The 15,200-nt window shown below is 69.1% G+C and carries 16 protein-coding genes; 5 read left to right on the top strand and 11 right to left on the bottom strand.

The window, feature by feature from the left end:
* Positions 1-10: 10 nt before the first annotated feature.
* Positions 11-1,108 (top strand): hypothetical protein, encoded by a 1,098-nt coding sequence (locus O7629_RS27775; RefSeq protein WP_278174702.1) that lies wholly within the window; start codon positions 11-13, stop codon positions 1,106-1,108.
* 72 nt (positions 1,109-1,180) lie between these two features.
* On the opposite strand, the gene rplI is transcribed toward O7629_RS27775, so the two are convergent.
* From rplI to O7629_RS27750, 5 genes are all read right to left on the bottom strand, one after another.
* Positions 1,181-1,630, bottom strand: coding sequence for a 50S ribosomal protein L9 (gene rplI / locus O7629_RS27770; RefSeq protein WP_278172926.1), 450 nt, complete (start codon positions 1,628-1,630; stop codon positions 1,181-1,183).
* 14 nt (positions 1,631-1,644) lie between these two features.
* Positions 1,645-1,884 carry a 30S ribosomal protein S18 gene (rpsR, locus tag O7629_RS27765; protein ID WP_091551811.1) on the bottom strand — a complete coding sequence of 80 codons (240 nt, stop codon included), beginning with the start codon at positions 1,882-1,884 and terminating at the stop codon, positions 1,645-1,647.
* Between the two features lie 43 nt (positions 1,885-1,927).
* Positions 1,928-2,467, bottom strand: a complete 540-nt coding sequence (locus O7629_RS27760) for a single-stranded DNA-binding protein (RefSeq protein ID WP_278172925.1) — start codon at positions 2,465-2,467, stop codon at positions 1,928-1,930.
* A gap of 82 nt (positions 2,468-2,549) precedes the next feature.
* Positions 2,550-2,840 (bottom strand): 30S ribosomal protein S6, encoded by a 291-nt coding sequence (gene rpsF / locus O7629_RS27755; RefSeq protein ID WP_278172923.1) that lies wholly within the window; start codon positions 2,838-2,840, stop codon positions 2,550-2,552.
* A gap of 242 nt (positions 2,841-3,082) precedes the next feature.
* Positions 3,083-3,352 (bottom strand): hypothetical protein, encoded by a 270-nt coding sequence (locus tag O7629_RS27750; RefSeq protein ID WP_278172922.1) that lies wholly within the window; start codon positions 3,350-3,352, stop codon positions 3,083-3,085.
* Positions 3,353-3,504: 152 nt separating this feature from the next.
* Here O7629_RS27750 and O7629_RS27745 point away from each other — a divergent pair, with 152 nt between their 5' ends.
* Positions 3,505-4,296 carry a deoxyribonuclease IV gene (locus O7629_RS27745; RefSeq protein ID WP_278172921.1) on the top strand — a complete coding sequence of 264 codons (792 nt, stop codon included), beginning with the start codon at positions 3,505-3,507 and terminating at the stop codon, positions 4,294-4,296.
* Positions 4,293-6,245, top strand: coding sequence for a hypothetical protein (locus O7629_RS27740; RefSeq protein ID WP_278172920.1), 1,953 nt, complete (start codon positions 4,293-4,295; stop codon positions 6,243-6,245). The genes O7629_RS27745 and O7629_RS27740 overlap by 4 nt, the downstream gene beginning before the upstream one ends.
* On the opposite strand, the gene O7629_RS27735 is transcribed toward O7629_RS27740, so the two are convergent.
* The 3 genes from O7629_RS27735 to O7629_RS27725 form a co-directional block, all read right to left on the bottom strand.
* Positions 6,180-7,808: a glycosyltransferase 87 family protein gene (locus O7629_RS27735; protein WP_278172918.1), complete on the bottom strand. Its 1,629-nt coding sequence runs from the start codon at positions 7,806-7,808 to the stop codon at positions 6,180-6,182. The genes O7629_RS27740 and O7629_RS27735 overlap by 66 nt on opposite strands.
* A 144-nt stretch (positions 7,809-7,952) precedes the next feature.
* Positions 7,953-10,589 (bottom strand): transglycosylase domain-containing protein, encoded by a 2,637-nt coding sequence (locus O7629_RS27730; RefSeq protein ID WP_347403698.1) that lies wholly within the window; start codon positions 10,587-10,589, stop codon positions 7,953-7,955.
* 488 nt (positions 10,590-11,077) lie between these two features.
* Positions 11,078-11,539 (bottom strand): DUF5318 domain-containing protein, encoded by a 462-nt coding sequence (locus tag O7629_RS27725; protein ID WP_278172914.1) that lies wholly within the window; start codon positions 11,537-11,539, stop codon positions 11,078-11,080.
* A 172-nt stretch (positions 11,540-11,711) separates the two neighbouring features.
* Between O7629_RS27725 and O7629_RS27720 the strand changes: the two genes are divergently transcribed.
* Positions 11,712-12,380, top strand: coding sequence for a PadR family transcriptional regulator (locus O7629_RS27720; RefSeq protein ID WP_278172913.1), 669 nt, complete (start codon positions 11,712-11,714; stop codon positions 12,378-12,380).
* Between the two features lie 23 nt (positions 12,381-12,403).
* The gene (locus O7629_RS27715; protein WP_278174701.1) at positions 12,404-13,483 is read left to right on the top strand and encodes an inositol-3-phosphate synthase; all 1,080 of its coding nucleotides are present in this window, start codon (positions 12,404-12,406) and stop codon (positions 13,481-13,483) included.
* 76 nt (positions 13,484-13,559) lie between these two features.
* On the opposite strand, the gene O7629_RS27710 is transcribed toward O7629_RS27715, so the two are convergent.
* From O7629_RS27710 to O7629_RS27700, 3 genes are all read right to left on the bottom strand, one after another.
* Entirely contained in the window at positions 13,560-14,042 is a 483-nt protein-coding gene (locus O7629_RS27710) for a methylated-DNA--[protein]-cysteine S-methyltransferase (protein WP_278172911.1), read from the bottom strand.
* Positions 14,043-14,067: 25 nt separating this feature from the next.
* Positions 14,068-14,616, bottom strand: coding sequence for a GNAT family N-acetyltransferase (locus tag O7629_RS27705; protein ID WP_278172910.1), 549 nt, complete (start codon positions 14,614-14,616; stop codon positions 14,068-14,070).
* A 122-nt stretch (positions 14,617-14,738) separates the two neighbouring features.
* Positions 14,739-14,936, bottom strand: coding sequence for a hypothetical protein (locus tag O7629_RS27700; protein ID WP_278172908.1), 198 nt, complete (start codon positions 14,934-14,936; stop codon positions 14,739-14,741).
* Between the last annotated feature and the right edge of the window lie 264 nt (positions 14,937-15,200).

The following is a 15,200-nucleotide window of genomic DNA, read 5'->3' as shown; positions in this document are numbered from 1 at the left end:
CGCTACCACCATGCCGGCCGCTGTCCCGTCAAACGGCACACCACCACCGTCCGGCGCGGCCGGGTTGGGCGCGGCCCCGGTGCCGTCGGAGGCTCCCGACCGGACGACGGCGGCCGGTCCGGCGGCCGGCAACCCCGATGGACAAGCTCAGGTGCCGGCGCGGGCCCGGGCGGTGGACACCAGCCGGCCGACCCGCACGATCGGCGACGGTACGCCGGCCAGTTGCACCTCCCAGGCGGTCGTCGCGGCGGTCGCAGCCGGCGGGATCATCACCTTCGCCTGCGGGCCGGAACCGGTGGTGATCACGATGGACCGGACGGCGAAGGTCCGTAACGCGGCCAGTCGGCAGGTGGTGCTGGACGGCGGCGGGCTGGTCACCCTCAGCGGCGGCGGGCAACGACGAATTCTGTACATGAACACCTGCGACCAGGCGCAGGGCTGGACGACCTCGCACTGCAATGATCAGGACCATCCCGAACTGGTCGTGCAGAACCTGACCTTTGCCGACGGCGATTCCACCGGTGAGCAGGTCGACGGTGGCGGCGGTGGCGCGATTTTCGTCCGGGGCGGCCAGTTCCGGGTGGTCAACTCCCGATTCGTCGGTAACCGGTGCGACCCGACCGGACCGGATCTCGGGGGCGCGGCGATCCGGGTGCTGGACCAGTGGCAGGACCAGCCGGTGTACGTGGTGCAGAGCACCTTCGGCGGGGCACCCGGCGACGGCGGGGTGTGTGCCAACGGCGGTGCGTTGAGCAGCATCGGTGTCTCGTGGATCGTGCTGAACAGCGTACTGACGCACAACTCGGCAACCGGCAACGGTGCTAATCCAGCCAAGCCCGGCACCCCGGGCGGCGGTAGCGGTGGGGCGATCTACACCGACGGCAACCGGTTCACCGTCTCGATCGCCGGCACCGTCATCGCCGACAACGAGGCGCGGGAAGGTGGCGGGGCCATCTTCTTCGTCAGCAACGACCGGTCCGGCACGCTCGAACTGACCGATTCGGTGCTGCGCCGCAACACCAGTCACGGCTTCGCCACCGCCGGCTACCCGGGCATCTTCTACCTCGGGTCCGGGGATCCGGTCGTCGTCTCCAGCATTCTGCGCTGAGCATGGCTCAGGGGCCACACCGTCTGGTGTGGCCCCTGAGCCGGATGTCTCGCTCGCTGTGGCTGCCGGAAGCTACCTGGCCTGCAGCACACTGAGGTCGAACTTGGCGGTGACGTCCGGGTGCAGCTTGACCTTCACCGGGTAGGTACCGACCGACTTGATGTGGCCGGGCAGCTCCAGCCGCCGCCGGTCCAGGGCCGGACCGCCAGCGGTACGAACGGCGTCAACGACCTCGGCCGGGGTGACCGAGCCGAACAGTCGACCGCCTTCGCCGGCCCGAGCGGTCAGGGTGACCTTCAGGCTCTCCAGCTGACCCTTGACCTCGTTGGCGTGCCCGAGGTCGCGGATCTCCCGGGCGGAACGGGCCCGCTTGATCGAGGTGACCTGCTTCTCGGCACCCTTGGTCCAGGAGATCGCGAACCCTTGGGGCAGCAGGTAGTTACGGCCGTAGCCGTCCTTCACCTCGACGATGTCCCCGGGGGAACCGAGCCCAGACACCTCCTGCGTGAGGATGATCTTCATATCGGTGCCTCCGCTCAGCGGGCCGTCGTGGTGTACGGCAGGAGCGCCATCTCGCGGGCGTTCTTGACCGCGCGGGCGATCTGTCGCTGCTGCTGGGAGGTCACCCCGGTCACCCGCCGGGCACGGATCTTGCCCCGGTCGGAGATGAACTTGCGCAGCAGCGCGGTGTCCTTGTAGTCGATGTAGGTGATCCCGTCCTTGTCTAGCGGGTTCACCTTCTTCTTCGGCTTGCGAAGTGCCGCAGCCTTGGCCATTGCTCGTGCTCCTGGTTTGCGATCGCGGGCGTTGGAAGCCATATCAGAATGGAGGTTCCTCGTCGAAGTTCCCGCCGCCCGAACGGGCGGACGAGGCGGCCGGCGCGGCCGGCGCGGCCGTGGCCCATGGGTCGTCGAAGCCGCCGCCCTGGTTGCCACCGCCACCGGAGCCGCCGAAGCCGCCGCCGCCGGAGCCGGAGCGGGACATCTTCTGCACCTTCGCCGTGGCGTACCGCAGCGACGGGCCGATCTCGTCGACTTCCAACTCGATGACGGTCCGCTTCTCGCCCTCACGGGTCTCGTACGACCGCTGCCGCAGCCGACCCGAGACGATCACCCGGGCACCCCGCTGGAGCGACTCGGCGACGTGCTCCGCCGCCTGGCGCCACACCGTGCAGGACAGGAAGAGCGGCTCGCCGTCCTTCCACTCGCCGGAAGCTCGGTCCATGTACCGGGGGGTCGAGGCCACCCGGAACTTGGCGACAGCTGCTCCCGACGGGGTAAAGCGCAACTCAGGGTCATCGGTCAGGTTGCCGATGACCGTAATGGTGGTATCTCCTGCCATGACCATCTCCTCGCGCACTCAGTCGACGTCCTCGTCACCAGGCTGCCAGAGCCGTGTGACAGGACCGACGAGGGCTGTCGGGCGGACCGGTGGGACGCGGTCAGCGCGTCTCCGGCCGAATGACCTTGGTGCGCAGCACCGACTCGTTGAGTCGCAGCTGGCGGTCCAGCTCGGCGACAGCATCCGGGGTGGCCTGCAGGTCGATGACCGCGTAGATGCCTTCCGCCTTCTTGTTGATTTCGAAGGAGAGGCGGCGGCGGCCCCAGACGTCGAGCTTCTCGACCGAGCCTCCGGCGGTGCGGATCACGTTGAGGTACGTGTCGAGCGAGGGCGCGACCGTGCGCTCCTCGAGGCTGGGGTCGAGGATGACCATGACTTCGTAATGACGCAAGACGTACTCACCTCCTGTGGGCTGACGGCCACGGTCCTTCCGTGGCAGGAGGTCCAGCGTCGTGACGCCGACGACCAGTCAGGCAACTGACGTCGGCGCAACCGAACAAGGATAGCCGGCTGCGGGCACGAGCCGCGGGGCGCCCCCTGTCCGCATTCTTTGGGTGGGACCTGGGGAGGAACGACCACACCGACGAGGTTGGACGTGAGGCGCCCCGCGGAGCCTGTGCAGTTGTGCCCTGGTCAGGGCAGGTGTTTGAACTTCTGCCCGTGTTGCACAACTATAACCCTTATTGCTGCCACAGACACGCCAATCACAGCAATTAGCGCAAGGAGCGCTAATAGTCCGATTGGATGATCTTGTCCGGTCAGACCGGCGAGCCAGGGGGCCGCCACGCCCTCCGCGAGCGACAGTTCTATCTGCACGTCCTCTCCCAGCACGAACGGTGGCGCCGGTCCCGGCACGAAGACGAGGACGAAGACGTCGGTGTCTCCGCCGATCGGCGGAGACACCGAGCCGGTTCTCTACCGGGAGCAACGACCGCGATCGGCGGCGGTGACGCGGCCGGCTCGCCGGGCTGCCGGCCCACGTCCACCGGTACGAACCGGTGGTCGCACCAACCGCCGGTGCCCGGATCGTCAGGCTTGCCACGTAGGCTCGGCCCATGCGTATCGGAGCCCACGTCGACCCCAGCGACCCGCTCACCGCAGCCGCCGACCGCCGGGCAGACGCGGTCCAGTTCTTCCTCTCCGACCCGCAGGGCTGGAAGGCCCCGCAGCCGCGCACCGACGCGGATCAGCTGGCCAGCTCGGACGTGGACCGGTACGTGCATGCTCCGTACGTGATCAACGTCGCCACCTCGAACAACCGGATCCGGATTCCGAGTCGCAAGCTCCTGCTGAGCCATGCCACCGGTGCCCACCAGGTGGGGGCGAAGGGTCTGATCGTGCACGGCGGCCACGTCAGCCGGGGCGACGACGCGGCGGTGGGTTTCGACAACTGGCGCAAGACCTTCGCCTATGCGCGGGACCAGGGCGGCTTTCCGGTTCCGGTACTGATCGAGAACACCGCAGGCGGCGAGAACGCCTGCGCCCGACGGTTCGACGCGCTGGCCCGACTGTGGGACACGATCGGCGAGTTCGGTCCGGGTTTCTGCCTGGACACCTGCCACGCCCACGCCGCAGGTGAGGAGCTGCTCGGCATCGTCGACCGGGTCAAGGCGATCACCGGCCGGATCGACCTGATCCACGCCAACGGGTCCAAGGACGCCTTCGACAGCAGCCGGGACCGCCACGAGAACCTCCAGGCCGGCATGATCGACCCGGAACTGATCGTCGCGGTGATCCGATCCGCCGACGCGCCGGTCATCGTCGAGACTCCGGGTGGCACCGCCGGCCAGGCGGCGGACATCGCCTTCCTGCGAGATCGGCTGGGGCAGCAGGACACGACCCGATGACCGGCAAGCGAGCAGCCGCCGACGGCGACCAGGCCAGCACGGCCGACCCGGTCCGCCCCGACCCGGCATCGACCAACGGCACCGAACAGCAGCTCGACGAAACGACGGTGGGCCGGCCGGAGGCCGAGCTGGTCACGACCGACGACCCGCCGCAAACCAAGGCCGAGCCGACCGACGACCCGTTCATCGCGTTCGGTCCCGCGCCGGAGAGCCGGCCGGGTCGGCTGGTGCGGGCCCGACGGGCCGTCGTCCGGGTACTGATCCACGAATGGAGCCTGGCCACCGTCGCGGCGCTCGTCGTCGCGGTGGCGATGACCTGGCCCACGCTGCGCTACCCGCTCTACACGATCCCGCAGGACACCTGGGATCCGACTTTGCAGGCCTGGCAGATGGCCTGGTCCGGGCATATTCTGCTGACCGATCCCACCCAGCTGTGGCAGTCGAACACCTTCTACCCGCAGTCGTGGAGCTTCGCCTTCTCCGACACCCTGCTCGGCTACGCGCCCGCCGGCATGATCGGAGACGGGCCGGTGGCGGCGGTCCTGCGCTACAACATCATCTTCGTGCTGGCCCACGCGCTGGCGGCGCTCGGCGCGTACGCACTGATCCGACAGCTCGGCACCGGGCGGACCGCGGCAGCCGTCGGTGCGGCCGGCTACGCGTACGCGCCGTGGCTGCTGTCCCAGGCCGGGCACCTGCACATCGTCTCCAACGGCGGCATTCCATTGGCGCTGGCCATGCTGGCCCGGGGACACGGCTGGTCACTGCGGTACGGCTACCGACCGCAGCGGCGCAGCGTCAGCTGGGCGCTGGCCGGCTGGCTCACCGCAGCCTGGCAGATCAGCCTCGGATTCGGTATCGGACTGCCGTTCATCTACATCCTGGCGATCATCTGCCTGGTCTCACTGGCCATGTACCTGGTCCGGCGCACCTGGTTCTGGCCGCAGCGAAAGCCGTTCGGAGCCGTACTGCTGCTCACCGACCTGGCCGGCGGCGCGCTGTTCACCGCCGTCGGGGTGCTGCTGGCGATTCCGTACTTCCGGGTCGCCGAACTGCACCCGAACGCCGCTCGGACCATGGCCGACCTGGCCGCGTACTCGCCGCCGGTGTCCGGGTTCTTCACCGCGCCGGCGGAGTCGCTGATCTGGGGCGACCGGCACGCCGATGCCCGCGCGGCACTGCCCTGGCATCCGGAGATGACCCTGCTGCCCGGCTTCGTGCTGTACGCGCTGGCCCTCGCCGGGCTGGTGCTGTCCGTCTGGACGTGGCGGCAACGGCTGTTGCTGCTCGCCGGGGTGCTGCTCACCGGAATCCTCGCGATGGGCAGCAGCTTCTTCAGCGGCACCTACAGCTACGGTCTGCTCTTCGAATACGTACCCGGCTGGGACGGAATCCGCACACCGGGCCGGATGATGCTGTGGACCACGCTGCTGCTGGCGATCCTTGCCGCCGGGGCGGTGGCGGCGTTCGTCGGCCGGGTGGACGACATCGCCCGGCAGCGGGTCACCGAACGGCCCGGCGCGCTGCTGCGGCTGGCCACCCTGCTGCCCCTGCTACTGGTCCTGGTGGAGGGGTTGAACGTCACCCCGCACCCGGTGGTGCCCGAGCAGCCGCAGATCATGCGGGTCGACGACGGACCGATCCTGGTGCTGCCCAGCAGCCAGAATCTCGACCAGCACGTGATGCTCTGGTCGACGACCCGGTTCCAGCCGGTGGTGAACGGCGGCAGCGGCTTCACCCCGGACCAGTTGGCCGAGGTACGGGAGGTCACCCGGACGTTCCCCGATCAGTCCAGCATCGGGTACCTGCGGGAGCTGGGCGTACGTACCGTGGTGCTCCGGCGTGACGAGGTGCCCGGCACGCCGTGGCAGACCACCGTCGACCTACCGGTTGACGGGCTCGGCATCGACCGGGTCGACATCGGCGACACCGTCGTCTACCGACTGTGATCCTCCGGGGGCCGGCCTGGGTTCGCGTTCGTCGTTGAACCAGCGGCGGACCTTGGGCACCCACCCGGCGTCCGGCGCGCCGTCGAAGACGCCGCCGTCCGGGTCGTCGGAGTAGTTGCGGCGTACCACGTCCCGCTCCGGGTGGAGGATGTCGCGGATCACGAACACGCACAGCGCCACCACCGTGCCGAGCCGCAGCGTGGCGGCCAGCACGAAGACCCCTTCCGGGATGACCTGGCTGCCGGTCGCGGTGCCGAGCAGTTGCCCGTAGAAGGCGAGGAAGTAGCCGACCTCGGCGGCCTGCCAGGCGAGGAAGGCACCCCAGCGCGGCCGGGCCAGCACGATCAGCGGCAACAGCCACAGGGTGAACTGCTGTGACCAGACCTTGCTGAAGATGAGGAATGCCGCGACCACCAGGAAGGCCAACGCGGCCAGCCGGGGCCGACGCGGCGCGAGCACCCCCAACGCGCCGATGCCGAGGCAGGCCAGACCGAACAGGACGTACGACAGGGTGTTCAGCGTCGGGATGTGGTCGCTGAGCCACTGGAACGGGCCCTGGTCGCCGGGCGTACCGCCGGCCCACTTGCCGTCCAGGTAGCGCCCGATGTACCACAGCGTTCCCCAGTCGATCGGCCGTTCGGAGTTGAGTTCGAAGAACCGCCGCCACCCGTCGTGGGCGAAGAGGTAGACCGGCAGGTTGACCGCGACAACGGTGCCGACCGCGGCGGCGATCGCGGTGGCGGTGGCCCGGATCCGGGCCGACCGCAGGCCGAGGACGAGGATCGGTCCGAGTAGGAACAGCGGCCACATCTTGGCGGCACCGCCGATGCCGAGCAGGACGCCGGCGAGCAGTGGGCGCTGCCGTACCCAGGCGAACAGGCCGAACATCGCGAACCCGATCGGCAGCATGTCCCAGTTGACGGTGGCGGTCAGCACCAGCGCGGGGGCGAGAGCGAACATCGCGGCGTCCCACGGTCGGCGGCGGCGCAGAGCGAGGATCGCCGCCACGGCGGCCACCCCCAGCGCGCAGAGCACCAGGGCGTTGGCGTTGTAGAACCACATCGCCTGGTTGAGCTCGGGCCGGTCCGCGCCGAGCGCGTGCACCGGCAGCCCGAGTGCGCCCATGAAGTAGCCGGTCACCACCGGGTACTCGACGGGGTGGTCGAGGTAGGGGACCTTGCCTTCGTTGAGCCCTTCGGCGTAGTAGAGAGCGAGCACGTCGGTGTAGCAGAACCGGGTGTACTGGACGTTGTCCTGCCAGGCACCGTCCATGCAGGGCGACTTCTGCACCCAGTGCGCGGCGAGACTGAGGCAGATCAGTGCGAGCACGATCCGGGCGGCGGTCCAGAACCGGCCGGGCCGACCGGCGGCACTGTCCTGCCCGGCGGCGTGCCGACCCAGCGGGCCACCGATCGCTTCGGAGAGGCCGCGGACGAACCGGTCAGCGCGCGACGGGTGGTCGACGGGCGGCCGCTCGACCGGTTCGCCCTCGGCTGCGGTGGCCGGTCCAGGTTGCTCGGCCCGCTCAACTCCATCGATACCGTTCGGCGGCTGCACGCTCATGAACAGGCATCCTGCCGTACTCGACCTGCTTTCGTCTGCCCAGGACCGGCATGTCGAGTTCACCGATGTACCGCGCCGGCCGGTGACCAGGTCAGTTGACCTGGTCACCGGCCGGCGCGGTGATTGGTGATCTACGTCCGTCGATCAGCGTGTCGGCGGCGGCAGTGTCGGCGGCACAGTGGTGCCGCCAGCACCACCGCCGAAGTCGAACCCGATGCCGCCGTCGCCACCCTGGTCGTCACCGTCGTTGGGGTCGGTCCCGTTACCAGGAGTTCCGGTGGGGTTACCGGCGCCGTCGTCGCCCTGGTCGCCGTCGTTGTTCCCGTTGTTGTCGCCGTTGTTTCCGCCGCCCGGGCAGAACAGGTCGCCCAGCGGACCGTCGCAGATTCCGCCGCGACCCGGCCGTTGCGGGTCCGGCGGCGGCGGGGCCGGCGACTTGCCGTTGCCGGCGTCGACGCTGCCGATCTCCCGGGCAGCCGGGAACTGTTCGACGTCCATTCCCTTGTGCGCCTCGTTCATGAAGCGCTGCCAGATGATGGCGGGCAGTCCGCTACCACCGATCTTGTTGTTGTTCTTGTCGCGGATCGCCTTGCGGTCTCCGACGTTGCCGACCCACACCGCCGTCGCGATCTGCGGGGTGTAGCCGACCATCCAGGCATCGCCGTTCTCGCCGCTGGACTCGTTGAGCTCCCAGGTGCCGGTCTTGCCAGCGACCGGACGCCCGCCGTTGAGGTCCCTGTTGATGTTGTTCGGGATCTGGGTCAGCACGTCGGTCAGGTCCGCCACGACCTCCTGCCGGATCCGCTGCTCCGGCTTGAGCTGCTCGCCTCCGGCCGTCACCCATTCACCGCTGACCAGGTTCTTCTTCTCGACCGAGATCACGAAGTGGGCCTTGTTGTAGACCCCGCGGTTGGCCAGCGTCGCCACCCCGTTGGCGTGGTCGAGCACCGTCACCGGGTACTGCCCGTACCCGACCACGTTGAAGAACGGCGACGGAGCAACCTCCTTCGGGTCGGCCGTGGTCAGGTCGTACGGCTTGTTGTCGGCGGTGTTCCACATGGTGGCGACGCCGGCCGCCTTGGCCATGCCGACCACCTTGTCGGCGCCGATCTGCTCGGTGACGTGGTAGAAGGGCACGTTGTAGGACTGGACGGTGGAGAACTCCAGCGAGCACCACTCGCCACAGCTGGCGTTCCGGCCGGCGTTCTGCACCTGGATCTCGGTGCCCTCGACCTTGAACGGCTTCGCCGTCCAGTGCGAGTCGACCGAGATGTCGTTGTCCAGGGCGGCGGCCAACGTGTAGATCTTGAACGTCGAGCCGGGCGAGTGGCCGCCGGTCCACTGGCCGTTCTCGTAGTTGCGGCCGGCGTAGTCGTGCCCGGTGCCGTTGTCGCCGCCGAAGTAGGCGAGCACCCGGCCGGTCTCCGGATCGATCGCGACCATCGCCGCCATCAGGTTCTCCGGCTGGCCCTCCATGGCCGACCCCTTGGCCTTACGCCAGATCGCCTTCTCCGCGGCGTCCTGCATCTTCGCGTCGATCGTCGTGACGACCCGGTAGCCGCCCTGCCGCAGCTCCTGCGAGCAGGTGTCCGGCGTGCAGATGCCCATCTGCACCATCTCGTCGCGGACGTAGTTGATGACGTTGCCCTCGGGGGTGTTGATCCCGCAGTCGATGATGCAGCTGTTCGGGTCGACCTCCCGGATCTCCGGGTACTCGGTCGGTCGCTCGGCCTCGGGCAGCCAACCCATCTCGACCATGCCGCCGATCACGTACTCCCAGCGGACCTTGGCCTCGGCCTCGTTGACCGCCGGGTCGTAACCCTGGTGCCCGGTGGTCGCGTCCGGCTCCGGCTGCTTGATCACTGCCGCGATCACCGCGCCCTCGGCGACCGACAGGTCGGCGACCGACTTGCCGAAGTACTGCTGCGCGGCGGCCTCGATGCCGTAGGCGCCGCGGCCGAAGTAGATGGTGTTGAGGTAGAAGCCCATGATCTCGGACTTGTCGTACCGGTCGGTGAGCTTCGAGGCCAGCACCGCCTCGCGGACCTTCCGGGCGTAGGAGACCTCCTGCAGGTCCATCGCGTTACGGGCGTACTGCTGGGTGATCGTCGAGGCGCCCTGCCGGGTGCCGCCGGTGAAGTTGTTCCAGGCCGCCCGGGCGATACCGACGTAGTCGACGCCGGAGTGCTCGTAGAACTTGCGGTCCTCGGCGGAGGCCACCGCCCGCTGCACGTGCTCGGGGATCTGGTCGACGGTGACGAATACCCGGTTGAACTCGCCCAACTTGGCGATCCGGGTGGTGCCGTCACTGGCGTACATCGTGCTGGCCAGCGGCAGCGGCAGCTCCTCGGGCAGAGTCACCGTCGTCGAGTAGTAGGTGCCACCGACGACCGCGCCACCGGTGAGCATGATCAGGACCGCGAACGACGCGATCAGCAGGTTGATCCGCCGACGCTGCTTGGCCCGTTTCGCCGCGGCAGGGTCGCCGCCGCGACCGCCCCGGCCACGGCGTCCCGGCCCGGACGGGCCGTCAGGTCCACCAGGACCGCCCGGTCCGCCGGGACCACCCGGACCGCCGCCGAACCCACCGGCCGGCGAGACCGGTCGTACGCTGGCCCGCCCGACGGTCGCCCGGCCGACTCCGGCACGGCCGGCGGCACCACCGACCGGGGCGCTGCCACCGACCGGGGCACCACCGCTGACCGGAGCGCGGCCACCGACCGAGGCCCGACCGGCTGGGCCGCCGCTGACCGATGCGCTGCCGACCGACGCGCTACCCACCGACGCGCTACCCACCGACGCTCGTCCGGCGGAGGCCCGTCCGGCTGAGGCGCCGCTGACCGGAGCACGGCCACCGACCGAGGCCCGACCGGTGCCGGGGCTGGCTGGTCCGCGGAAAGCCTCTCCGCCGGGCCAACCCGCTTCGGAGTCGCCCCGCGCGGAGTGGCCGCGGGCCGGCCCGGCGTCGTCCGTCCCGGCCCAGTGGTAGTCATCCGGCTCGGATCCGTATCCGCCACCGCTGCCTGGACTGTAGGCACGCCCGTGGGCGGAGTTGGGGTCGCCGTACGAGTTCATGTGTCACACCCTGCCGGTTGCGGTGGTGCGCTCCAGCGCCACCACCGGTCTGCCGTGAGTTGGCCCACTACCGGTGCCGGAGCGACACCAGCAGCCGAAAGCCACTTCATCAGAAATATCGTGACTTGTCCGGTTAACCAGAAACGTTGCCCTGCCTACTCTCTGGTGCCTACGCAGCGACCGGGCAATCAGGTTCACCGTTGGGCCTCTCGCCTTCGTTTGGTCATCGATGGACGGCCGCCGCCGGACACGGCGACGGCGTCGTCAGCCTCGCCGTCACCGCCGACGCCTAGGCCATCCCGGCCGAGAAGATACTGCTCCACCAGGTGGTTCCAGTTGCAGACGCGACACACCTCGACGACGTACACCTGGAACTCACGCAGCGTCATCGCCAGCAACGACAACTCGGCCCGGTTCCGGGCCTGTCCGGCGGACTGCTTCAGCTCATCGCCATAGATGTAGTGCACGTGGGTCAGGTTCTCGCGGTGACAGATCGGGCAGCTCTCGTCGGTCGGCTCGCCGTGGAACCGGGCAGCACTCTTCAGGTAGGGCGAGGCATCACAGACCTCGTGGCTGCTCACCCGGCCGGAGAACACCTCGCGCAGCACGGCTCGCCGCTGAAGCGAGTAGTCGACGACCTGACGCTGCGAACGCATGGCCACGAGCGTACGCGGTCCCGGCTGACCTTGGCGACACGGTCACGATCAGTAGCCGACCGTACGCAAGGAACCATTTGCCCGGTGTCTGGTTTCCGTCTACCGTGTCGATGTATCGGCTCGATACATCGAGTCGACGATGCCGGGCAGACCACGAGGTAGGAGGGGCAGCGTGCTCGAACTCGCCATCCTCGGCCTGCTTCAGGAGTCCCCTATGCACGGTTACGAGCTCCGCAAGGAGCTCGCCGCCAAACTCGGGGCGATCCGGGCCGCGATCAGCTACGGCTCGCTCTACCCCACCCTGCGCAGGCTGCAGGCCAACGGCCTGATCGCCGAAGCCGACGACCCCACGACCGCCGACGCGGAGATCCCGGCACTGACCAGCCGCCGCGGCCGGGTCGTCTACACCATCACCGCCGAAGGCAAGGAACGGTTCGCCGACCTGATCGCCCAGACCGGCCCGGAAACCTACGAGGACACCGGGTTCGGCGTGCACTTCGCCTTCTTCTCCCGGACCGACCGGGCCACCCGGCTGCGGATCCTGGAGGGGCGGCGGCGCAAGATCGAGGAGCGCCGGGAAGGGCTCCGCGAGGTGCTCGGTCGAGCCGCGGAGCGGCTCGACGCATACACCCTCGAACTCCAGCGGCACGGACTCGACGCCTGCGAACGCGAGGTCCGGTGGCTGGAGGAGCTGATCGCCAGCGAGCGGTCCGGCCGGGCCCCACGCACCGGCCACCCCGATCCCATGAAGTTCGAACCCGCAGAGAACGATCCGCCCCCGCCTGGACAGACCAGGGAGGCTCCGCCGGGACAGCCCGGAGACGAGCCGGAGCGGCCGTGAAGAACAAGAAGGAGGCAAACGCGATGGGCTCCGTCCGCGTCGCCATCGTCGGTGTCGGAAACTGCGCCTCGTCCCTGGTCCAGGGCGTGGAGTACTACCGCAACGCCGACCCCAACGACCGCGTCCCGGGTCTCATGCACGTCACCTTCGGCGACTACCACGTCTCGGACGTGGAGTTCGTCGCGGCGTTCGACGTGGACGCCAAGAAGGTCGGCATGGACCTCGCGGAGGCGATCAACGCCAGCGAGAACAACACCATCACCTTCTGCGACGTACCGCCCACCGGGGTGCTGGTGCAGCGTGGCCCCACCCTCGACGGTGTAGGCGAGTACTACCAGGAGGTCATCCAGGAATCCGACCAGCAGCCGGTCGACATCGCCCAGGCGCTGCGCGACGCGCGCGCCGAGGTGGTCGTCTGCTACCTGCCGGTCGGCTCCGAGCAGGCCGCCCGGCACTACGCGCAGGCCGCCATCGACGCCGGTTGCGCCTTCGTCAACGCCCTTCCGGTGTTCATCGCCTCGGACCCGACCTGGGCGCAGAAGTTCACCGACGCCGGGCTGCCGATCGTCGGCGACGACATCAAGAGCCAGGTCGGCGCGACCATCGTGCACCGGGCCCTGGCCAAGCTGTTCGAGGACCGGGGCGTCGAGCTGCTGCGCACGTACCAGCTGAACTTCGGCGGCAACATGGACTTCATGAACATGCTGGAGCGCACCCGACTGGTCTCCAAGAAGATCTCGAAGACCCAGTCGGTGACCTCCCAGGTGCCGCACGAGATGGCCAAGAGCGACGTGCACATCGGCCCGTCCGACCACGTGCCGTGGCTCGACGACCGCAAGTGGGCGTACATCCGGCTGGAGGGCCGCTCGTTCGGTGACACCCCGCTGAACGCCGAGCTCAAGCTTGAGGTCTGGGACTCGCCCAACTCCGCCGGCGTGATCATCGACGCGCTGCGCGCCGCGAAGATCGCCCTCGACCGGGGCGTCGGGGGCCCGGTCCTGTCGGCCTCGTCCTACTTCATGAAGTCGCCGCCGGAGCAGTACGCCGACCACGACGCCCGCCAGGCGGTCGAGGACTTCATCATCAACAAGATCGAGCGCTGATCGGCAGCCACTCGCCGGCCGATCGGCACCTTGCATCGCCGGGCGGTCCCGCTGTAGCGGGGCCGCCCGGAGCCGTTCAGGTCCATGCCTGGCGCAGCGCCACCGCTGCCTCCAGCTCCAGCAGGTGCCGTTTGCGGGGCAGCCCGCCACCGAAGCCGACCAGCTTGCCGCCGGCTCCGACGATCCGGTGGCAGGGCACGATCACCGGGATCGGGTTGCGGTTGCAGGCCACTCCGACCGCCCGCGCCGCCTGCGGGTCGCCCACCGCCGCGGCGACCGCACCGTAGGTTTCGGTCTGTCCGTACGGGATGTCGGTCATCCGCCGCCACACGGCCCGCTCGAACTCCGTGCCCCGCCGCACCGACAGCGGCACCGTGAAACCGGTGGACGCACCGGCGAAGTAGCCGCGCAGTTGGTCGAGCGCCGCGCACAGCACCGGGTCCGTCGGCGCGACGTCGACCACCTCGTCGGTACGCCCGAACAGCACCCGGCACACGCCGACGTCGTCGACCGCCACCGACAGCTCACCGATCGGTGAGTCCAGCACCGCCCATCGCATCCGCCGATTGTCCGCCAGTCGGCTCTTACGCCGGTGCGCCGGGCGGCACCGGTGCCGCCATGAACAGGGCCACCTCGTCGGCGTACGGCGGCGGGTAGCGGGTGGTGTCGATACCGGTCAGTGTGAACCCGAGCCGGCGGTACGCGCGTACCGCCGCGACGTTGACGTTCTGGGTCTCCAACCAGATCTCCCGGGCGGCGTTCTCCCTGGCGGTGACCTGTGCGATGCCGATCAGCTCCCGGGCCACCCCGCGCCGGCGGTACGCCGGTGCCACGTGCAGCTCGTTGACCACCTGCCGCCCGTTCCACCGCTGGTAGGTGGTCGCCATGAAGCCGACCGGCTGGTCGTCGGCGAGCGCGAGCGCGTACAGGTCCCACGGCCGGCCGCCCTCGGTGACTCCCTCGGTCAGGTCGTACCGTTTGCGCACCGGCGGCGACACCGGGACCTCCCGCAGCCTGAACCCGTTGTCGCGGGCGGCGATGTGGTACACCGAGGTAGCGACGAACGATGTGTCAAGTAGCCGGATCGCGGCCAGGTCAGCGGTGGTCAGCACCGAGCGGACGAGCACCTGCACCCGCCGATTGTCCCATCAGACCTGGAGCGCGGGACTGTCAGTGCGGGCCGGCTCTGTCTCATCATCAGTCAGCTGGAACGCAACGCGACCGGTCCCCAGACCTGCGTCCGGCCTGGATCGCGTCAGCCGATGAACCGTAGCCGCTCCCGGGTGCCGTCTGGATAGGTGACGTGCAGACTGCCCCCCTCCCGCTCGACCGCATCGAGGATCGCGTCGTAGAGCAGCACCGACCGGTTGAGAATGTCGGTCTTGGAATCGCCGGTCTCACCTGCGATCTTCTCCAGGGCGGAAATCGCCCTCGGAGTGAAGTTCGCCGTCACGCGGGTAAGCGCTCCGACAGTTGCGGTCCCGGCTGCGGGCGACTCCTCGCGGCGGCCCCCGGTACCGGTGTGGTCGGTCGAACCGTTCGAGGGCCGAGCCGATGTAGCCGAACGCACTCCGTCAGGAGCGTTTGGTAGTGGACTCATGACTGCCTGTCTCCTTTGCGTGACGAGCCGGTCACGGACGCCGTCCCAACTATCAGGACCCTGCGGCCCTTCGCACGCCGCTACCCAGCGTAACCGAACGGGCGTACGTTGTAGATG

It is taken from the genome of Solwaraspora sp. WMMD792, from assembly GCF_029626105.1.
In the GTDB taxonomy this organism is placed as follows: Bacteria; Actinomycetota; Actinomycetes; order Mycobacteriales; family Micromonosporaceae; genus Micromonospora_E.
The sequence above is the reverse complement of the archived record's forward strand: the minus strand, read 5'-3'. Positions and strand labels throughout refer to the sequence as shown.

Excerpts from the sequence above, each read along its gene's own strand:
- O7629_RS27775 (WP_278174702.1), top strand. The coding sequence starts at position 11 with ATGCCGGCCGCTGTCCCGTCAAACGGCACACCACCACCGTCCGGCGCG.
- rplI (WP_278172926.1), bottom strand. The coding sequence starts at position 1,630 with ATGAAGATCATCCTCACGCAGGAGGTGTCTGGGCTCGGTTCCCCCGGG.
- rpsR (WP_091551811.1), bottom strand. The coding sequence starts at position 1,884 with ATGGCCAAGGCTGCGGCACTTCGCAAGCCGAAGAAGAAGGTGAACCCG.
- O7629_RS27745 (WP_278172921.1), top strand. The coding sequence starts at position 3,505 with ATGCGTATCGGAGCCCACGTCGACCCCAGCGACCCGCTCACCGCAGCC.
- O7629_RS27740 (WP_278172920.1), top strand. The coding sequence starts at position 4,293 with ATGACCGGCAAGCGAGCAGCCGCCGACGGCGACCAGGCCAGCACGGCC.
- O7629_RS27735 (WP_278172918.1), bottom strand. The coding sequence starts at position 7,808 with ATGAGCGTGCAGCCGCCGAACGGTATCGATGGAGTTGAGCGGGCCGAG.
- O7629_RS27725 (WP_278172914.1), bottom strand. The coding sequence starts at position 11,539 with ATGCGTTCGCAGCGTCAGGTCGTCGACTACTCGCTTCAGCGGCGAGCC.
- O7629_RS27715 (WP_278174701.1), top strand. The coding sequence starts at position 12,404 with ATGGGCTCCGTCCGCGTCGCCATCGTCGGTGTCGGAAACTGCGCCTCG.
- O7629_RS27710 (WP_278172911.1), bottom strand. The coding sequence starts at position 14,042 with ATGCGATGGGCGGTGCTGGACTCACCGATCGGTGAGCTGTCGGTGGCG.